The sequence below is a fragment of the Aquimarina rhabdastrellae genome (assembly GCA_947387485.1).
Lineage (GTDB): Bacteria > Bacteroidota > Bacteroidia > Flavobacteriales > Flavobacteriaceae > Aquimarina.
Genome location: CANDNT010000001.1, coordinates 944202 through 960394 on the forward strand (window position 1 = coordinate 944202; position 16193 = coordinate 960394).

The 16193-nt window shown below is 30.9% G+C and carries 16 protein-coding genes; 11 read left to right on the top strand and 5 right to left on the bottom strand.

The genetic code is table 11. The annotated features are described in order from the left end of the window. Positions 1 to 64 precede the first annotated feature (64 nt). Positions 65 to 1069, bottom strand: a complete 1005-nt coding sequence (gene holA, locus ACYEKI_RS03755) for a DNA polymerase III subunit delta (RefSeq protein WP_459209825.1) — start codon at positions 1067 to 1069, stop codon at positions 65 to 67. 26 nt (positions 1070 to 1095) lie between these two features. On the opposite strand from holA, the gene ACYEKI_RS03760 reads away from it, so the two are divergent. The 4 genes from ACYEKI_RS03760 to ACYEKI_RS03775 all read left to right on the top strand — a co-directional run bounded on the left by ACYEKI_RS03760 (position 1096) and on the right by ACYEKI_RS03775 (position 3813). Then, positions 1096 to 1545 (top strand): type I restriction enzyme HsdR N-terminal domain-containing protein, encoded by a 450-nt coding sequence (locus tag ACYEKI_RS03760; protein ID WP_459209826.1) that lies wholly within the window; start codon positions 1096 to 1098, stop codon positions 1543 to 1545. 10 nt (positions 1546 to 1555) lie between these two features. After that, on the top strand, positions 1556 to 2551 hold the full coding sequence (locus ACYEKI_RS03765; protein ID WP_459209827.1) for a glycosyltransferase family 2 protein: 996 nt from the start codon (positions 1556 to 1558) through the stop codon (positions 2549 to 2551). A gap of 104 nt (positions 2552 to 2655) precedes the next feature. Continuing rightward, a complete protein-coding gene (locus tag ACYEKI_RS03770) occupies positions 2656 to 3510 on the top strand; it encodes an OmpA/MotB family protein (RefSeq protein WP_459209828.1) in 855 nt (284 codons plus the stop codon). Positions 3511 to 3591: 81 nt separating this feature from the next. Beyond that, entirely contained in the window at positions 3592 to 3813 is a 222-nt protein-coding gene (locus ACYEKI_RS03775) for a hypothetical protein (RefSeq protein WP_459209829.1), read from the top strand. A gap of 5 nt (positions 3814 to 3818) precedes the next feature. Here the strand turns inward: ACYEKI_RS03775 and ACYEKI_RS03780 are convergent, their stop codons facing one another. The 4 genes from ACYEKI_RS03780 to ACYEKI_RS03795 form a co-directional block, all read right to left on the bottom strand. Continuing rightward, positions 3819 to 4439: an L-threonylcarbamoyladenylate synthase gene (locus ACYEKI_RS03780; protein WP_459209830.1), complete on the bottom strand. Its 621-nt coding sequence runs from the start codon at positions 4437 to 4439 to the stop codon at positions 3819 to 3821. A gap of 94 nt (positions 4440 to 4533) precedes the next feature. Beyond that, a complete protein-coding gene (locus ACYEKI_RS03785) occupies positions 4534 to 4878 on the bottom strand; it encodes a hypothetical protein (protein WP_459209831.1) in 345 nt (114 codons plus the stop codon). A 138-nt stretch (positions 4879 to 5016) separates the two neighbouring features. After that, positions 5017 to 5406 carry a group I truncated hemoglobin gene (locus ACYEKI_RS03790; RefSeq protein WP_459209832.1) on the bottom strand — a complete coding sequence of 130 codons (390 nt, stop codon included), beginning with the start codon at positions 5404 to 5406 and terminating at the stop codon, positions 5017 to 5019. A gap of 161 nt (positions 5407 to 5567) precedes the next feature. Further along, positions 5568 to 7883, bottom strand: a complete 2316-nt coding sequence (locus ACYEKI_RS03795; protein WP_459209833.1) for an ATP-dependent helicase — start codon at positions 7881 to 7883, stop codon at positions 5568 to 5570. 267 nt (positions 7884 to 8150) lie between these two features. Here ACYEKI_RS03795 and ACYEKI_RS03800 point away from each other — a divergent pair, with 267 nt between their 5' ends. The 7 genes from ACYEKI_RS03800 to ACYEKI_RS03830 all read left to right on the top strand — a co-directional run bounded on the left by ACYEKI_RS03800 (position 8151) and on the right by ACYEKI_RS03830 (position 15724). Further along, positions 8151 to 8816, top strand: a complete 666-nt coding sequence (locus ACYEKI_RS03800) for a hypothetical protein (protein WP_459209834.1) — start codon at positions 8151 to 8153, stop codon at positions 8814 to 8816. A gap of 131 nt (positions 8817 to 8947) precedes the next feature. After that, positions 8948 to 9484, top strand: coding sequence for a DsrE family protein (locus ACYEKI_RS03805; protein WP_459209835.1), 537 nt, complete (start codon positions 8948 to 8950; stop codon positions 9482 to 9484). Positions 9485 to 9558: 74 nt separating this feature from the next. Beyond that, complete coding sequence (locus tag ACYEKI_RS03810) at positions 9559 to 10806, top strand: amidohydrolase (RefSeq protein WP_459209986.1); 1248 nt, start codon at positions 9559 to 9561, stop codon at positions 10804 to 10806. Positions 10807 to 10820: 14 nt separating this feature from the next. After that, the gene (locus tag ACYEKI_RS03815) at positions 10821 to 12383 is read left to right on the top strand and encodes an FMN-binding glutamate synthase family protein (protein WP_459209836.1); all 1563 of its coding nucleotides are present in this window, start codon (positions 10821 to 10823) and stop codon (positions 12381 to 12383) included. Between the two features lie 126 nt (positions 12384 to 12509). Next, entirely contained in the window at positions 12510 to 13028 is a 519-nt protein-coding gene (locus tag ACYEKI_RS03820) for a DUF7935 family protein (protein ID WP_459209837.1), read from the top strand. Between the two features lie 93 nt (positions 13029 to 13121). Next, a complete protein-coding gene (locus tag ACYEKI_RS03825; RefSeq protein WP_459209838.1) occupies positions 13122 to 14816 on the top strand; it encodes a helix-turn-helix transcriptional regulator in 1695 nt (564 codons plus the stop codon). A 302-nt stretch (positions 14817 to 15118) separates the two neighbouring features. Further along, positions 15119 to 15724 (top strand): Crp/Fnr family transcriptional regulator, encoded by a 606-nt coding sequence (locus tag ACYEKI_RS03830; protein ID WP_459209839.1) that lies wholly within the window; start codon positions 15119 to 15121, stop codon positions 15722 to 15724. Positions 15725 to 16193: the final 469 nt, after the last annotated feature.

Consider the following 16193-nt stretch of genomic DNA (forward strand, 5'->3'; position numbering starts at 1 on the left):
AATTGTACAAGAAAATCTCTATCTTTTTCTTGAGCCTTATTGTAACTTATCATTATAAACTCAACTACCCCATTATTTTAACTAACAACTCTTTCAATACATCTCCTGCTGGAAGATTGGCCGCTCCTACTCCTTTACTTTTTATATCAGCCTCTCTAAGTAATGCTATAATCTGACTCACTTTTTTCATAGGATAATTTCGAGCTGCTTCAGCATAATCACTCACAAAATATGGGTTAATTTTCAAGGCTTTAGCAACACTACCTTTAGACTTATCTGCTAATCCATGGTACTGTAATACTTGAGAGAAATATGAAAATAGTAATGCTATGGTTACGACAAGAGGGTTATCTTTAGGGTTTTGTGCAAAGTAATTGATTATTCGATGTGCTTTAACAATATCTCTTACTCCTACAGCTTTACGTAACTCAAAATTATTAAAGTCTTTACTAATTCCTATATTCTTTTCAATTGCATCTGCTGTGATTTGAGAACCTTGAGGTAGAATCAGTTTTAACTTGTCTAGTTCGTTATTAATTTTCCCTAAGTCAGTTCCCAGAAACTCTACTAGCATTTGTGATGCTTTAGGTTCGATCGAGTATTGAGCACCTTTTAATACTCTTGTTATCCAATCTGCAATTTGATTTTCATATAATCGTTTGCTTTCAAAAATAACTCCGCTCTTAGCTACGGCTTTATATAGCTTTTTACGTTTATCTATTTTCTTATACTTATAACACATTACCAAAACCGTCGTAGGTTGAGGATTTTCTGCATAAGCCGTCAATTTTTCAATAGTTCTAGATAATTCTTGAGCTTCTTTAACAATCACTACTTGACGTTCTGCCATCATAGGATATCGTTTAGCATTTGATACAATATCATCTATACTTACATCACGACCATATAACACCATTTGATTGAATCCTTTTTCATCTTCACGCAAAACATTACTATCAATATAGTCTGTTATTTTATCTATGTAGTACGGTTCTTCACCCATCAAAAAATAAATAGGTTTTATATTTCCGTTTTTAATATCACTTACAATATTCTTTACTTCATCCATTCAAAAAAAATCATCAAATTTGTGGCATGCAAAATCTCAATTTTCCCGCATACAATTTTAGGTTCAAAAATAGCGAAAATAAAACTTCCATTTTTGACCCTATACGTAAAAAATTTATCATTCTTACACCAGAAGAATGGGTGAGACAGCATACTGTTAATTTTTTAATGCATGAAAAAAACTATCCTAAAAGTTTAATTAATGTAGAAAAAAAAGTGGATGTAAACGGTATGCAAAAACGTTATGATATTATCGTTTTTCATCCCGATGGACGTATTCATATCATTATTGAATGTAAAGCGCCTAAAGTTACTATATCACAAGATACTTTTGATCAAATTGCTCGATATAACCTTAGCTTGCATGCCGATTATTTAATGGTTACTAATGGGCTTTCTCATTATTATTGTCAAATGGATTTTGAACAAGAATGTTATCATTTTTTAAGAGAAATCCCTAATTATTCATCACTTTAAGTTTACTCTATTGAAAATAGCTGTTGTTATATTAAATTGGAATGGAAAAGACTTACTTAAAAAGTTTTTACCTGCTGTAGTTTCATATTCAAAAGAAGCAACTGTATATGTTGCAGATAATAATTCTACAGACGATTCTGTTGCTTTTGTAACAGTGAATTATCCAGAAATAAAAATTATTAAAAATACTATTAATGGTGGCTATGCCAAAGGTTATAATGATTCCTTAAAACATGTAGATGCCGATATATTTTGTCTATTAAATAGTGATATAGAAGTTACTCCTAATTGGCTTTCTCCTATACAAGCTACTTTTGAAAAAGATCAAACAATCGGAGCAGTTCAACCCAAAATATTAGATTACAAAAACAAGACATATTTTGAATATGCTGGTGCTGGAGGTGGTTTTATAGATCAATTGGGATATCCCTATTGTAGAGGTCGTGTTTTTGATACGCTCGAAATTGATACAGGGCAATATAATGATACTATTCCTATACAATGGGCTAGTGGCGCTTGCTTATTTGTTAGAAAAGATGTTTTTAATCAAGTAGGTAAATTTGATGAAGATTTTTTTGCTCATCAAGAAGAGATTGATCTATGCTGGCGTATAGAAAATTATGGATATCAATTGCTTTATGTAGGAACGTCTACAGTTTATCATGTAGGTGGAGCCACACTTGATGCTATGCATCCTAAAAAGACATTTTTGAATTTTAGAAATAGTTTATTCGTAATAGTTAAGAATGTTGCTAGTAAAAAATATTTAGGTTTTGTATTTTTGCGACTACTTTTAGATGGATTAGCCGCAGTTCAATTCTTAAGTAAAGGTAAGTTCAATCATATTTGGGCTATTTTAAAAGCTCACTTTAGTTTTTATAGGTATTTCTTACAAATGTTAAATAAACGAAAAAGCATACCTAAACGTAAAAGAGTGCATCAACCCAAATCAATTGTATTACAATACTTTGTATTTCAAAAAAAGAAGTATACTGAATTATTTTAGCTTTTTATGCGATTAAATTAATGTTAACGCAGTCATGATCCGTCATATTTTTAATAATTTTGAGTTATATACTATACAATCTTAGATTAAAATAAATTTTCGAAATGAAAAAAGTAATGATTATTGGGGCTTCTATAGCTATTGTATTATCTTCTTGCGTATCGCAAAAGAAATTTGCAGAGCTTGAAGCAAAACAGAAGGAAACACAAGATTTATTAAACACTGCTACTGTAAAATTAAACAGTTGCTTAGAAGAAAAAGCAGGAAACTCTGCTCGTGTACAGTCTCTAGAAGATCAAATTAAAAACTTGAAAAATACTAATGCTTCGTTACTTAATAACGTAGGAGATTTAGCTACATTATCTAAAAAGGAAGCAGAAAACTTAGAACGTTCTTTAGAGAGCATCAAGGAAAAAGATTTACAAATCAAGACCATGAATGATGCTATCAACAAAAAAGACTCTGTTACATTAGCTCTAGTAACTAGTTTAAAAGGAGCTTTAGGTAATTTAGCCGATGATGACATTCAAGTTAATGTTGAGAAAGGTGTAGTATATGTATCTATTTCTGATAAGCTTTTATTTAAGAGTGGTAGTTTTACTGTATCCAAAAAAGCTAGAGGAGTTTTAGGTAAAGTTGCAAAAGTAGTAAACGATAAACCAGATATCGAATTCTTAGTTGAAGGTCACACTGATAATGTACCAATTAAAAACAAAGTTTTATTGGATAACTGGGATCTTAGTGTAAAAAGAGCTACAGCTGTAGTACGTGTATTACAAAATGATTTTGGAGTAGATCCTAAACGTATGACTGCTGCTGGACGTAGTTATTATATACCAGTTGCAAATAACGATACAAAAGAGAATAGAGCTTCAAACAGACGTACTCGTATTGTTGTTTTACCTAAATTAGATCAATTCTATAATTTGATCGAAGAAGGAATGAAAAAAGCTAAGTAATTAGTTAATTAATAAAGTAAAAAGCCATCAAATATTAATATTTGATGGCTTTTTACTTTATTTGTCTTTTATTAAAATCTTATGAGAATCACTTTACTTTCAATAGCTGCTATTACTGCTTTATTCAGCATTTTTATGTTTAAAACAACTCAATCTTGGTTGATTATTTCTAGTGGTTCAGTTGCTTTTATTACAGGTAGTATCGCTGCTTACTTGGCAAAAAAAGAATTAAAAAGTGAAAAATCAGCACTTTTATTTGCCTTGATAGGTGTTATGATTATCCTTTATAGAGTTCTTAATTAGTTTGTTTATAAAATAGATACATCACCTTTTCCTTCTCTTATCAATACAGGTTCACTCGAAGTAAGGTCTACTATCGTAGATGGTATATTTCCTCCATATCCTCCATCAATTACAAGATCAACTTGTTTTTCCCATTTTTCAAAAATAAGTTCGGGATCAGTTGTATATTCTATTATTTCATCTTCATCATAAATTGATGTAGATACTATAGGGTTTCCTAATTCAGAAACAATACTATTACAAATTTGATTATCTGGTACACGAATCCCTACCGTTTTCTTCTTTTTAAATACTGTAGGTAAATTATTACTTCCTGGTAAAATAAAAGTATATGGTCCTGGTAAAGTCCGTTTCAATAATTTAAACGTACTATTATCTATTTGCTTTACATAGTCTGATAAATTACTAAGGTCTTTACAGATAAACGAAAAGTTAGCTTTAGCTAGTTTTATCCCTTTTATTTTTGCAATACGTTCTAATGCTCTATTATTAGTGATATCACACCCTAATCCATATACAGTATCGGTAGGGTAAATAACTAATCCTCCATTTTTAAGTATATCAACTACTTTTTGGACTTGTTTGGGGTTTGGGTTTTCTTCATAAAGTTTAATCAACTGCGCCATATCATCTAACTTAAATTTTTCTTTGCTCTTATAAAGATACGCTTTCCTTTATAGATTCCCTTTTTTTATTTTACTTTTTACTTGTTAATTTTATTTATTGCTTAGCATTTAATAACTGTGTAATGATCATATCATATCGTTTACATGATTTAATCATTAACTCCTCTACTACCTCTTCATGATATTTTAAAACATCTTTTCCGTTAATTTCATCTTTACGAAAATACGCTCTAACGATTTCATCTGTATAACTTTTATGTTTTTTATACGATTGTAATGCACAGTCCATTAATTGATCATATTGTTCTGTAATTGTAATTGTTGTTGCTATTTCTTCAATACAATTACATTGATCTTTTAATAATTGATTTTCGTTTGATTGAGCAGTTATATAAGAACTAGTACATAGTAATAATACGGTAATAATAAGAGATTTCATTCTAGGGAATTTTTAATACGCTCAATATAAGTTTATTTTTTGAATTCTTTCAGTATTCGGCTGTTTTTAAGGGTTTTTCATCTAATTGAAAAAGGGATGCATCATGATACATCCCTTTATTATCTTCTTACTTTTATTTTACACAGCAGGTGTTTCTGTAGGTTTTCTATTTAATACATCATCTTTGGTAGATAGTGCAATCTCAACAACTTCATCTATCAACTCTTGAGCTACATTTAGTTCTTGTAATGTCGATACCAAATGATTAGCAACGGCATTAAAATGTGCTTCATTTAATTTCATATGTGCATGTGCATCTCTCATGTTTTTTCCAGTATAAGCTAATGGAGCTCCAAAAGCATAAGCTAAAAAAGCTTTTTGCTTTGCTAATTGTTTTTTCATATCTGTATTAGTAAAAAAATGACTAATCGTTTCGTCTTCTAATACCTTTTTATAAAATATCTCTACTGCTGCATTTACAGCTTCCATTCCCCCTATCCTTTCAAATAACGTTTGTTTGTTGTCCATTGTCTTTTTATTAATTCTGATTTTTAATTCTTGTATGTTTTAATCTCTTTTTTAGACTTTACACAACACTCAAACTTACAAGTTATTTTATGTTTTTGTAAAAAAATAAAGCCCAAGAACTAGTTCTTGGGCTTTATCTATATCTTTTTATTAAAATCTTCTTATTCTATGATTTTAAGTTTAGCAAAACGTAATAATAGCTTTTTCAATCCACCTGAATTAAAATTAATTTCAGCTTTTTGATCTTGTCCTACTCCTTCTATTTTCACCACTTTTCCTATACCAAAACGCATATGCTCTACCATAGTTCCCGCTACTAATCCATGTTGAGGTATTGTTGCTGCTTTACTAGAAGTTGGACCAGTAGGTCTAATCTTTCTCAATTTCCTCATTTGTTCTTCTGTAGGTTTATGAGATGGTGGTGGTGTACCACTAGTTGTTGGTTTTTTAAGTCGTAATTTACTTTTGTCTATTTCACCAAAATTCTCAACTGGTCTAAATTTACGCTCCATAGGAGTCATATAATCTAGATACGCATCATCAATCTCATCTATAAAACGACTAGGTTCTGCATCAACAAGCTTTCCCCATCGATATCTTGACAAGGTATATGTAAGATATGCTTTCTTTTCTGCTCTAGTTAATGCCACATAAAATAATCGACGTTCTTCTTCTAATTCACTACGCGTATTCATACTCATTCCAGAAGGAAATAATTCTTCTTCCATTCCTACAATATACACATGAGGAAATTCTAATCCTTTGGATAAATGTATCGTCATTAACGCTACACGATCGTCATCTCCTGTATCTTGGTCTAGATCTGTTGCCAATGCTACATCTTCAAGAAACTCGGTTAACGATCCCGTTTGATCAGCTACTTCTTTTTGACCTTCAACAAAATCTCTAACCCCATTAAGAAGTTCTTCTATATTCTCAATTTTGGCAATACCTTCTGGTGTATTATCTTTTTTAAGTTCTAACACTAATCCTGTTTTTTTAGCAACCATTTCGGCTACTTCAAAGGCATTTTGTGATTCGTTTGCTATTTGAAACGTACGAATCATTGTCATGAAATTTTGTAAACGTGTTTTGGTACCTGTATTGATTTTAAGATCAATACGATCTATGTTTTCGATTACCTCAAAAATAGATCTTCCATAATGATTTGCAGCTACGATAAGTTTATTTACTGTAGTAGCACCTATACCTCTTGCAGGATAATTAATTACACGTTTTAAAGCTTCTTCATCTTTAGGATTGATAATCAATCTTAAATACGCAATGATGTCTTTAATTTCTTTACGCTGGTAAAATGATAGTCCTCCATAAATACGATATTTGATATCTCTTTTACGCAAGGCATCTTCAATCGCACGAGATTGAGAGTTTGTTCTATATAAAACCGCAAACTCTCCAGCTCCCATCTGCTCTCGCATTTGTGTTTCAAAAATAGAACTCGCTACAAACCTTCCTTCATCTGCATCTGTAATCAGTCGATTTACAACAATTTTAGGTCCATAATCATTAGCTGTCCATACAACTTTGTCTAGCTTAGTTTTATTTTTATCTATAATAGAGTTTGCTGCTTCTACTATATTACGAGTGGATCTATAATTTTGTTCCAAACGATACATCTTTACGCCATCATAATCCTTTTGAAAATTCAAGATATTATTGATATTGGCACCACGGAAAGCATAAATACTCTGTGCATCATCTCCTACTACACAAATATTCTGAAACTTATCTGATAATGCTTTTACAATTAAATATTGCGAGTGATTTGTATCCTGGTACTCATCTACTAAGATATATCTAAATCTATTTTGATATTTTGCCAGAACTTCTGGAAAACGATTTAAGAGCTCATTGGTTTTTAATAATAAATCATCAAAATCCATTGCTCCTGCTTTAAAACAACGCTCTACATAATTTTTATAAATATCACCTAATCTAGGCTTTTTTGACATTGCATCAGCCTCTACCAACTCAGGATTATTAAAATAGGCGTTAACTGTGATCAAGTTATTTTTATAAGAAGAGATTCTAGATTGTACTTGCTTGTATTTATATACATCTTTGTCTAATCCCATCTCTTTAATAATCGAAGCAATCAGTCGTTGAGAATCTTGAGTATCATAAATGGTAAAATTTGTAGGATACCCTAATTTGTCTGATTCCATTCTCAAAATCTTAGCAAAAATGGAGTGAAAAGTACCCATCCATAGATTTTTAGCTTCACTTTGACCTACAATTGTAGCAATACGTGCTTTCATTTCACGAGCTGCTTTGTTGGTAAATGTTAATGATAAGATATTAAATGGATCGACACCTTTATGCATTAAATATGCTATACGATAGGTCAATACCCTTGTTTTTCCTGATCCTGCTCCGGCTATAACAATCAAGGGTCCATCTACATGTACTGTTGGCGCATATTGCGCTTCATTTAGCTGACTTAAATACTCTTCCACTTCGCTCCTACTTTAAAGGCGAAATTTACTCAAACTATCTTTTTTTAGGAAACTTCTGCACAGTATTTTTTAAACATTTCATTGATTTCCATATTTATCTCCCTTTATTCTTTTCCCTTTTCACTCTTAAAATCTCTAATCAATTTTTTATCTATTATTTTGTACTTATATCGATAATCTCTTTTATTTTTTTCGACAACATTAACTTTTTAATAAAGTTCGTTTATATTTGAGTATCATAAAACTTTCATCAACTCAATACTTTATATGCTTAAATTATTTAAAAGACAAATTCCTGCCATTCAAAAAATTTCTTTCCCTACTTTCAATTGGGAACGAATTCAAAAAACGAAAAGCAAACAAGAATGGGTAAATCCCAAACATAATATCACCCTATCATTACATTATTTTGATTTACCTCCAGATATTCCTACTATGGATAATATTGAGGAATTAAGAACTTTTTATCGCAACTTAATTACGCCTCATAAAGCTGGAATTATCGAAGTTGATTATGTGGATACGAATCATGTTCGTTCTTTAAAAACACTCTTCAAATTTCCAAAAACGCCATCTGGAATGTCTTATATTTCCTCATTAATTATTCCGTTTAAAAACTCAAGCTATGTCATTAAATTACAAGCCACAGAAACTGGAATTACAGGAATTAGAGATTCGGCTATTGCTGATCTTCTTATGCAAAATGATGAGATTTCGATAGGAGAAGAAGGATTACAAGGATGGTTTGCAGATCCCTATTCATCTCATTATAAAGGAGGAACTTTAATGAATCGCTCTGAAGAAGCCCAATATGACACTCAGTTTCCCGAGCACCCTTTGAGTCAATGTAGAGCACTAATGCGTGAAATTCTTTCTGAATTAACTTTTGATAATGCACTTCAATCATTAACTCCCTTGGCTTTAGTGCCGTAGTATACTAAAAGACTAGTATATTTTTTAACTTTACTTTAGTTAAAATTCTAATTTTTGAGCTCTTTTCTAAAAAAACAAAAACTCTAATCTCAGTTTTTTTAGATATATTTAGAACATTAAAACCCATTTACGTGAAGCATTATTTTTACTTTTTTATAGTATTTTTCCCGTTAATAGGGCTATCTCAGTCCACATCTCAAGCAGGAAATGTTATAACTGATTATGGTAAAACCTATCCTGTTATTTCTCCCGATTTTAAAACAGATACCGCTACTCCTCTAAAAGTAGTATTTGATGTGGGTCGATCTTTTAATAATCCTCAAAAAGTAAATCCGCTTTTTAATACCGCTGCTCGATTTCTCAATATGCATGAGCAAGCTGGGGTTCCGCTAAAAAACCTTAACGTAGCATTAGTAATACATGGCAATGCTGCAAATGATTTATTAAAAGATGAAATTTACAATCAAAGACATTGCATCGATAACCCTAATACACCTCTTCTTAAAGCATTAAAAGATCATGGTGTACAAATCATATTATGTGGGCAAACAGCTGCTCACCGTAAATTAACCAAAGACAAAATTTTACCTCAAGTAGATATTGCCCTATCTGCTATGACCGCATTGATTCAATTACAGAATCAAGATTACAGGTTGATTAATTTTTAGTAGTGCTGCTACTATCGTTAATAATTTAAAAATTTAGAAGTGTGAAAAAGATTTTATTAGTAAGTTTAATTGCTATAGCCAATCTTCATGCACAGCAAATTGATCCTAAAATCAAAGCTGCTGCCGAAGCTGTAGAACAGAAAGTTATTGAATGGCGTAGAGACATTCATCAAAACCCAGAACTTTCAAATCGTGAGTTTAATACCGCAAAAAAAATTGCCAAGCACTTAAAAGGTCTCGGTCTCGAAGTTCAAGAGAATGTTGCAAAAACTGGTATTGTTGCTGTATTAAAAGGTAAAAAAGCAGGTAAAACAGTGGCTCTAAGAGCAGATATAGATGCATTACCTGTTACAGAGCGAGCAGACGTACCGTTTAAATCCACCGTTAAAACTGAGTTTCTTAACGAAAAAGTTGGAGTAAGTCATGCCTGCGGACACGATACTCATACGGCTATCTTAATGGGTGTTGCAGAGGTCTTATCAAAACATAAAGAAAAGATTAGAGGTACTGTAAAATTCATTTTTCAACCAGCAGAAGAAGGACCTCCACCAGGTGAAGAAGGTGGTGCTAAATTAATGATTAAAGAAGGTGCTTTAAAAAACCCTGATGTAGATGCCATTTTTGGTTTACACATTAACTCTGGAACTCCTATAGGAAAAATACGTTATAAACCAGGCGGTACTATGGCTGCTGTAGAACGATTTGTTATTAATGTTAAAGGAAAACAAACTCATGGTTCTGCTCCTTGGTCTGGTGTAGATCCTGTCTTAATTTCGGCCAAAATCATCGATGGTTTACAAACGATTATTAGTAGAGAATCTCAGTTGACCAAAGAAGCTGCTGTTATTACCGTAGGTAAAATCACCAGTGGTGTTCGTTTTAATATTATTCCAGAAAGCGCCGAGATGATAGGTACTGTACGTACGCTAGATCCAGGTATGAAAGCTTTAATCTTGAGACGTATGCGCGAAATGGTTCCCGCTATTGCAAAAGCCTATGGAGGAACAGCTACAATCGAGATTCAAAATAATACAGCTATTACATATAATGATCCAGCACTAGTTGCAAAAATGTTACCTACATTACAAGGCATTGCTGGAAAAGATAATGTACTATTAGCCAAAGCTACTACTGGTGGTGAGGATTTTTCTTATTTTCAAGAAGAAGTTCCTGGTTTTTACTTTTTCTTAGGTGGAAAATCACCTGATACAAAAGTTGCTCCTGCACATCATACACCAGATTTTTATATCGATGAAAGAGGGTTATTATTAGGTGTAAAAACAATGTCTCAATTGGCTATTGATTATTTAAACGCTAAATAAACTAATCATTAATTATGAATGCATTTGTAGAGTTTATAGGAAATATAGCATGGTGGGGATGGATTTTAATCGCCTTGGCTCTGGTTGCAATACGAGATATTTTATTTAATAAGCGACATACCATCAGTCATAATTTCCCAATTATCGGCCATTTGCGTTATGCTTTAGAAAGTATTGGCCCAGAAATGCGACAATATTTTGTTGCCAACAATCGCGAGGAATTGCCTTTTAATAGAATTGAAAGAGGATGGATATATGCTTCTTCAAAACAAGAAAATAATTATGAAGGCTTTGGTACGGATAGAGATATCTATATGCATCAACACATTTTTGTTAAAAACTGTTTGATGCCATTTCAAATGGATAAAAATCATCCTAATAAGATCGATAAGTCTTTTTTACCTTGTGCCAAAGTCATTGGTGCTTATAATAGACGTAAACGACCTTATCGTCCAGCTTCTGTAATTAATATTTCAGCCATGAGTTTTGGTTCACTTTCTGCCAAAGCCGTAGCTTCTCTTAATAAAGGTGCTCAACAAAGTTTTGCTTATCACAATACTGGAGAAGGTGGACTTTCTCCCTATCACAGTAATGGTAGTGATGTGATTTTCCATTTTGGTACAGGGTATTTTGGGGTTCGTGACGAAAAAGGGAATTTTTCTATGGAAAAGTTAAAAGATTTAGTTGCCAAAAATCCTTTTATAAGAGCTATTGAAATTAAGTTATCACAAGGTGCAAAACCTGGTAAAGGAGGTGTGCTACCTGGAGCTAAAATAACACCTCAAATTGCAGAAATACGCGGTGTAGAAGTAGGTAAAGATGTCTTATCACCTTCTGCCCATACAGCCTTTACCAATGTACATGAATTGTTAGAATTTATTGAAGCTATTGCAAACGAAACTGGACTCCCTGTAGGAATCAAAGCTGCTATAGGAAAAACTCAACAATGGGAATTATTAGCCGATTTAATGCTTGAAACTAAAAAAGGTCCTGATTTTATTTCTATCGATGGTGGTGAAGGTGGTACTGGTGCTGCTCCTCCTAGTTTTGCAGATCATGTTTCTTTACCTTGGGTATATGGGTTTACTGCTATATATAAAATCTTTAAACAGCGTAATATTACTGATCGCGTAGTATTTATTGGTAGTGGAAAATTAGGGTTTCCTGCCAAAGCTGCAATGGCTTTTGCTATGGGTGTTGACTGTATTAATGTTGCTAGAGAAGCTATGATGAGTATAGGATGTATTCAAGCTCAAATATGCCATACAAATAGATGTCCTAGTGGTATTGCTACACAAAGTAAATGGTTACAAAGTGGGATAAACATTCCGCTAAAGTCTGATCGTCTAGCACAGTATTTTAATACTTTTAAAAAAGAACTTGTTGAAATCACTCATGCTGCTGGATACGAACATCCTTGCCAATTTACTATGCAAGATCTAGATGTCAATGTAGATGATGGCGAATTAACACGTACTCTCGAAGAATCTTTTAAATACACAAAAGTACCTGTCCCTTTTAAAGGAGTTAAAGATTTAAAAGAGTGTGTACACTTAGGAGGAAACTATCCACAATAAATACAAAAACATTCGTTTTATATAATATCAAGTAAGAGTTTGATAAAAAATTAATTTGTCAAACTCTTATTTTTTGAAAAGATATACTATTTTCGATCCAAACTATACTTAACCTTATTTAGATTTATGGATATTACTTTAGTTCAATTATTACTTGCATTACTCCCTGCTATCTTAGTAGGAGTTATTGCTTTTTATTTCTTTAATCTTCATACCAAAAATGAAGAACAAAGACGTCGTTATTTATTGCATAGAGAAACTCAAAAACAAACCATTCCGCTTCGATTACAAGCTTATGAACGTATGGCTTTATTTTTAGAGCGTATTAATCCTGGTAAGCTTTTACTGCGTATTAGCCCTGTAGGTACAGATAAAAATAGTTATGAGTCATTATTAACAAACACTATAGAACAAGAGTTTGAACATAATTTGACTCAACAAATCTATATTTCTGACGAGTGCTGGAATGCAATTCGTTTAGCTAAAAATACCACTATAGCTATCATACGTAAAGCTGCAAAAGATGATGCTGTAACAGATGCTAATGGATTAAGAGAAGTTGTTTTAAAACAACTAGTCGAAAAATCTGCCCCTACAGATGCTGCCTTGGCTTTTGTAAAGAAAGATGTGGGAGAGCTGTTTTAAACAGTATAAAATATTGAAAAAAATACCGCTTAGTATTATATAATATTAAGCGGTATTTTATTTTTGTATCCCTAACTAACCAGAACAACTTGCATGAAAACTCAGTTTCATATTTCTATAATAGTTTCTTTTTTATTCCTATTGTTAAATAGTCATACAAGTTTTTCTCAGATTACTAAAGATTATGTTTTTATGTATCGGTTACATAAACTTGATTCTACCATTACAGAAAAGGAAATACAAAATAATTTAGATTCTCTTCATTTTTTATCTCCCAAAAAACAATCTTTATTTTATGTTGTTTTAGGAGATTATTATAGTGTAAGAAAAGATTTTTTAAAAGCCTCAAAATATTATTACCAGTTATTTGAACATTTTAACAATCAACCTTCTGATGATTATTATAATTTTACAAAAGCTAGAGCACATAATGGTTTAGCTGTTATCTATTCTAATTCTTATCAAAATAAAATAGCAATCCGTCATTATAAGAAGGCTATTCAACTACTTTCTGCTTACGAATCTAATAACGGTCGCGCTATTATAAGCATCTATAATAATCTAGCTACCATTTATTATAAAGAAAACATTAATGATAGTATTTTTTCTTTTTTAAATAAAGGGATAGCGCTAAGTAAAAAACTTAATATTACCCCTTATCAATCTTATCTTTCTTTATCTTTTTATCATAAAAATATTGATTCTGCCTTATATTATTCAAACAAGGCAAAATTATCTTATGATAAATTCAATATCCAAAGCAAAGTATCTTACTATAGAACACGTGGCGCAATTTTATTAAAAAAAAATAATTTATTTAAAGCGGATGGTTTATTAGAAATAAGCCAGTCTTTATCAGACACCTATAATTATACCGATTATCCTATTAATGTTATTAGAGGTAAAATTTTAATCTTAAAAAATCAAATCGATGAAGGTATTGCTTTGATTTCAGATCAAATTCCCTATTTAGAAAAGGAAAATAACTTTATATCACTAGAAAAAGCGTATTCTTTTTTAGAACAAACATATTTAAAGCAAAATGATTATAAAGAAGCTTTTCATATTGTTAAACAACGACAAAAAAATGATAGCCTTTTTAAACTGCATAAAAAACTAAAGCAAAAAGAAGGGTTATTAATTTACAATAATCATATCAAACATCTTGAGAAAGAAAAAAAATCAATTTCAAAAACGCTACAGTTTTATATTATAGGTCTAATCATACTGCTTTTATTTTTATCTGGTGTTATTTATTATATCTACAGAAAAAAAAGAAAACAACATAATACTTCAAAAAAGCTATTAAACCATAATCAACTATTAAAATCCAAGATAGCATCTCTTACTTCAGAAAATCAACAATCTCATCAAGAACTATTATTTAAAACTTTGTTATTAGACGAAAGGCAATCTTTCTTAAATGAATTAATAAAAACTATTAAACAAGCTATTCATACTGCTACTTCAAAAAGAGAGAAAGATCAACTTCAAAACATCCATAAACAACTTCGTTTAAATTTAAAAAATACTGTAGCTACAGAGTTTGAATTTCATTTTGAAAAAGTGCATCCTAATTTCTTTCAAAAACTACATAAGATATATCCTAATCTCACCAAAAAAGATGTTCGTTTAGCTGCTCTTATTAAATTAAATCTTGACACCAAAGAGATATCTGATATTACTAAACAGTCGATAACAGCTATTAATACTGCCAAAAGTCGCTTAAAATCCAAGCTAGAACTACAAAAAGAAGACTCTTTATATAATTACATACAAAATATTTAAAATCAACATACTACACAAAAATGTAACATTATACTAAACACTCGTTTGTTTTTGTAAGTAGCATTATTCCTATTAAAAACATTTTATATCTAGATTTAGTAATACCTGATTAGAAAATAGTTTCACACAATCTTCAATCTATTTTCTAACAACATTCTTAATTATTAACCTATAAATTGTTTTTACCCTATGACAAAGACATTAACCTTTCCCTTTCCTCTTTCTTTTAATACTGATTTAGTCAATTTTTAGAGCCCTCTAAAAATAAACACTTCTATATATTACTAATCTAAATCAATATTATGAATCCCCCATCATTTTTAAATTTATTGACGCTATTAAAAAAGAAAGGTATTGAGCGAACCTATCCTCCTAATACTGTAATTGTTTCTAAAGGAGATCACAAAAACAAAACTGCATTTATTATAGATGGCTTACTCAAAGCCTGTATCGATGAACCTAATAATACTTTATTATTATACCATCTTGATTCACAAAAACCTTCTGTAATCTCCTTTATAAATATCTATACTAAGACTCCTATAGGTGTATCTATAACTACTTTAACCAATTCTCGCCTTTTATGGATAGAAAATTCAGATCTTTTGGTTTTAGGTAATCAATCTATAGACATTAAAAAACTAATGATAAACTCTTATAATCACGTTTCTAAAAGTCTATTGTTAGTATTAAAAAATATAATTAGTGATTCTTTAGAGGCGCGTGTTCTTGAGTATTTACAAGCTAAAGTACAATTACATCAAAACTCAAATATCACAATTCCTAGGCAAGAAATAGCAGAAGATCTTAACATTTCTAGAGTTACTTTATCAAGAGCCTTAAAAAGGCTGGAAACTGAGGATAAAGTACAACGAAACATCAGGTCAATTAAACTTCTTGCTGTTTAACACTATACCCCTTAGTTTTGTTTCTCATTATAATTAACCTATAAGTTTCAATTTTCTGAATAATCGATACAAAACTATGATAAGAACAAGGTAGTATCTTAATGTTACTACCTTGTTTTTAATTCTTTCCTTATAAATTTTCTTTGTTAATAGCTATTATATTTAAACATTTATATTCCATTATAATAAGCGAATTCTTTTATATCTATAAATTTAAATAGCATTTCTAATGTTATCAGAAATCTTAGGTATCTAGACCTTCTTATTTTTTGAGCAAACAACTATTATTCAAGCCAGATAACATGGGGATTAAAACAACCACACACCTATTACTAAACAATTAAAAAACAACTATATAAACCACATATTATAGTCCTCTAATTCTTATTCTACTCTTAAAACGCTTATTTTATTTCATTAATTTTTAATTTATTGGTTTATTATATTCATATAATACGCTTGTTCTATT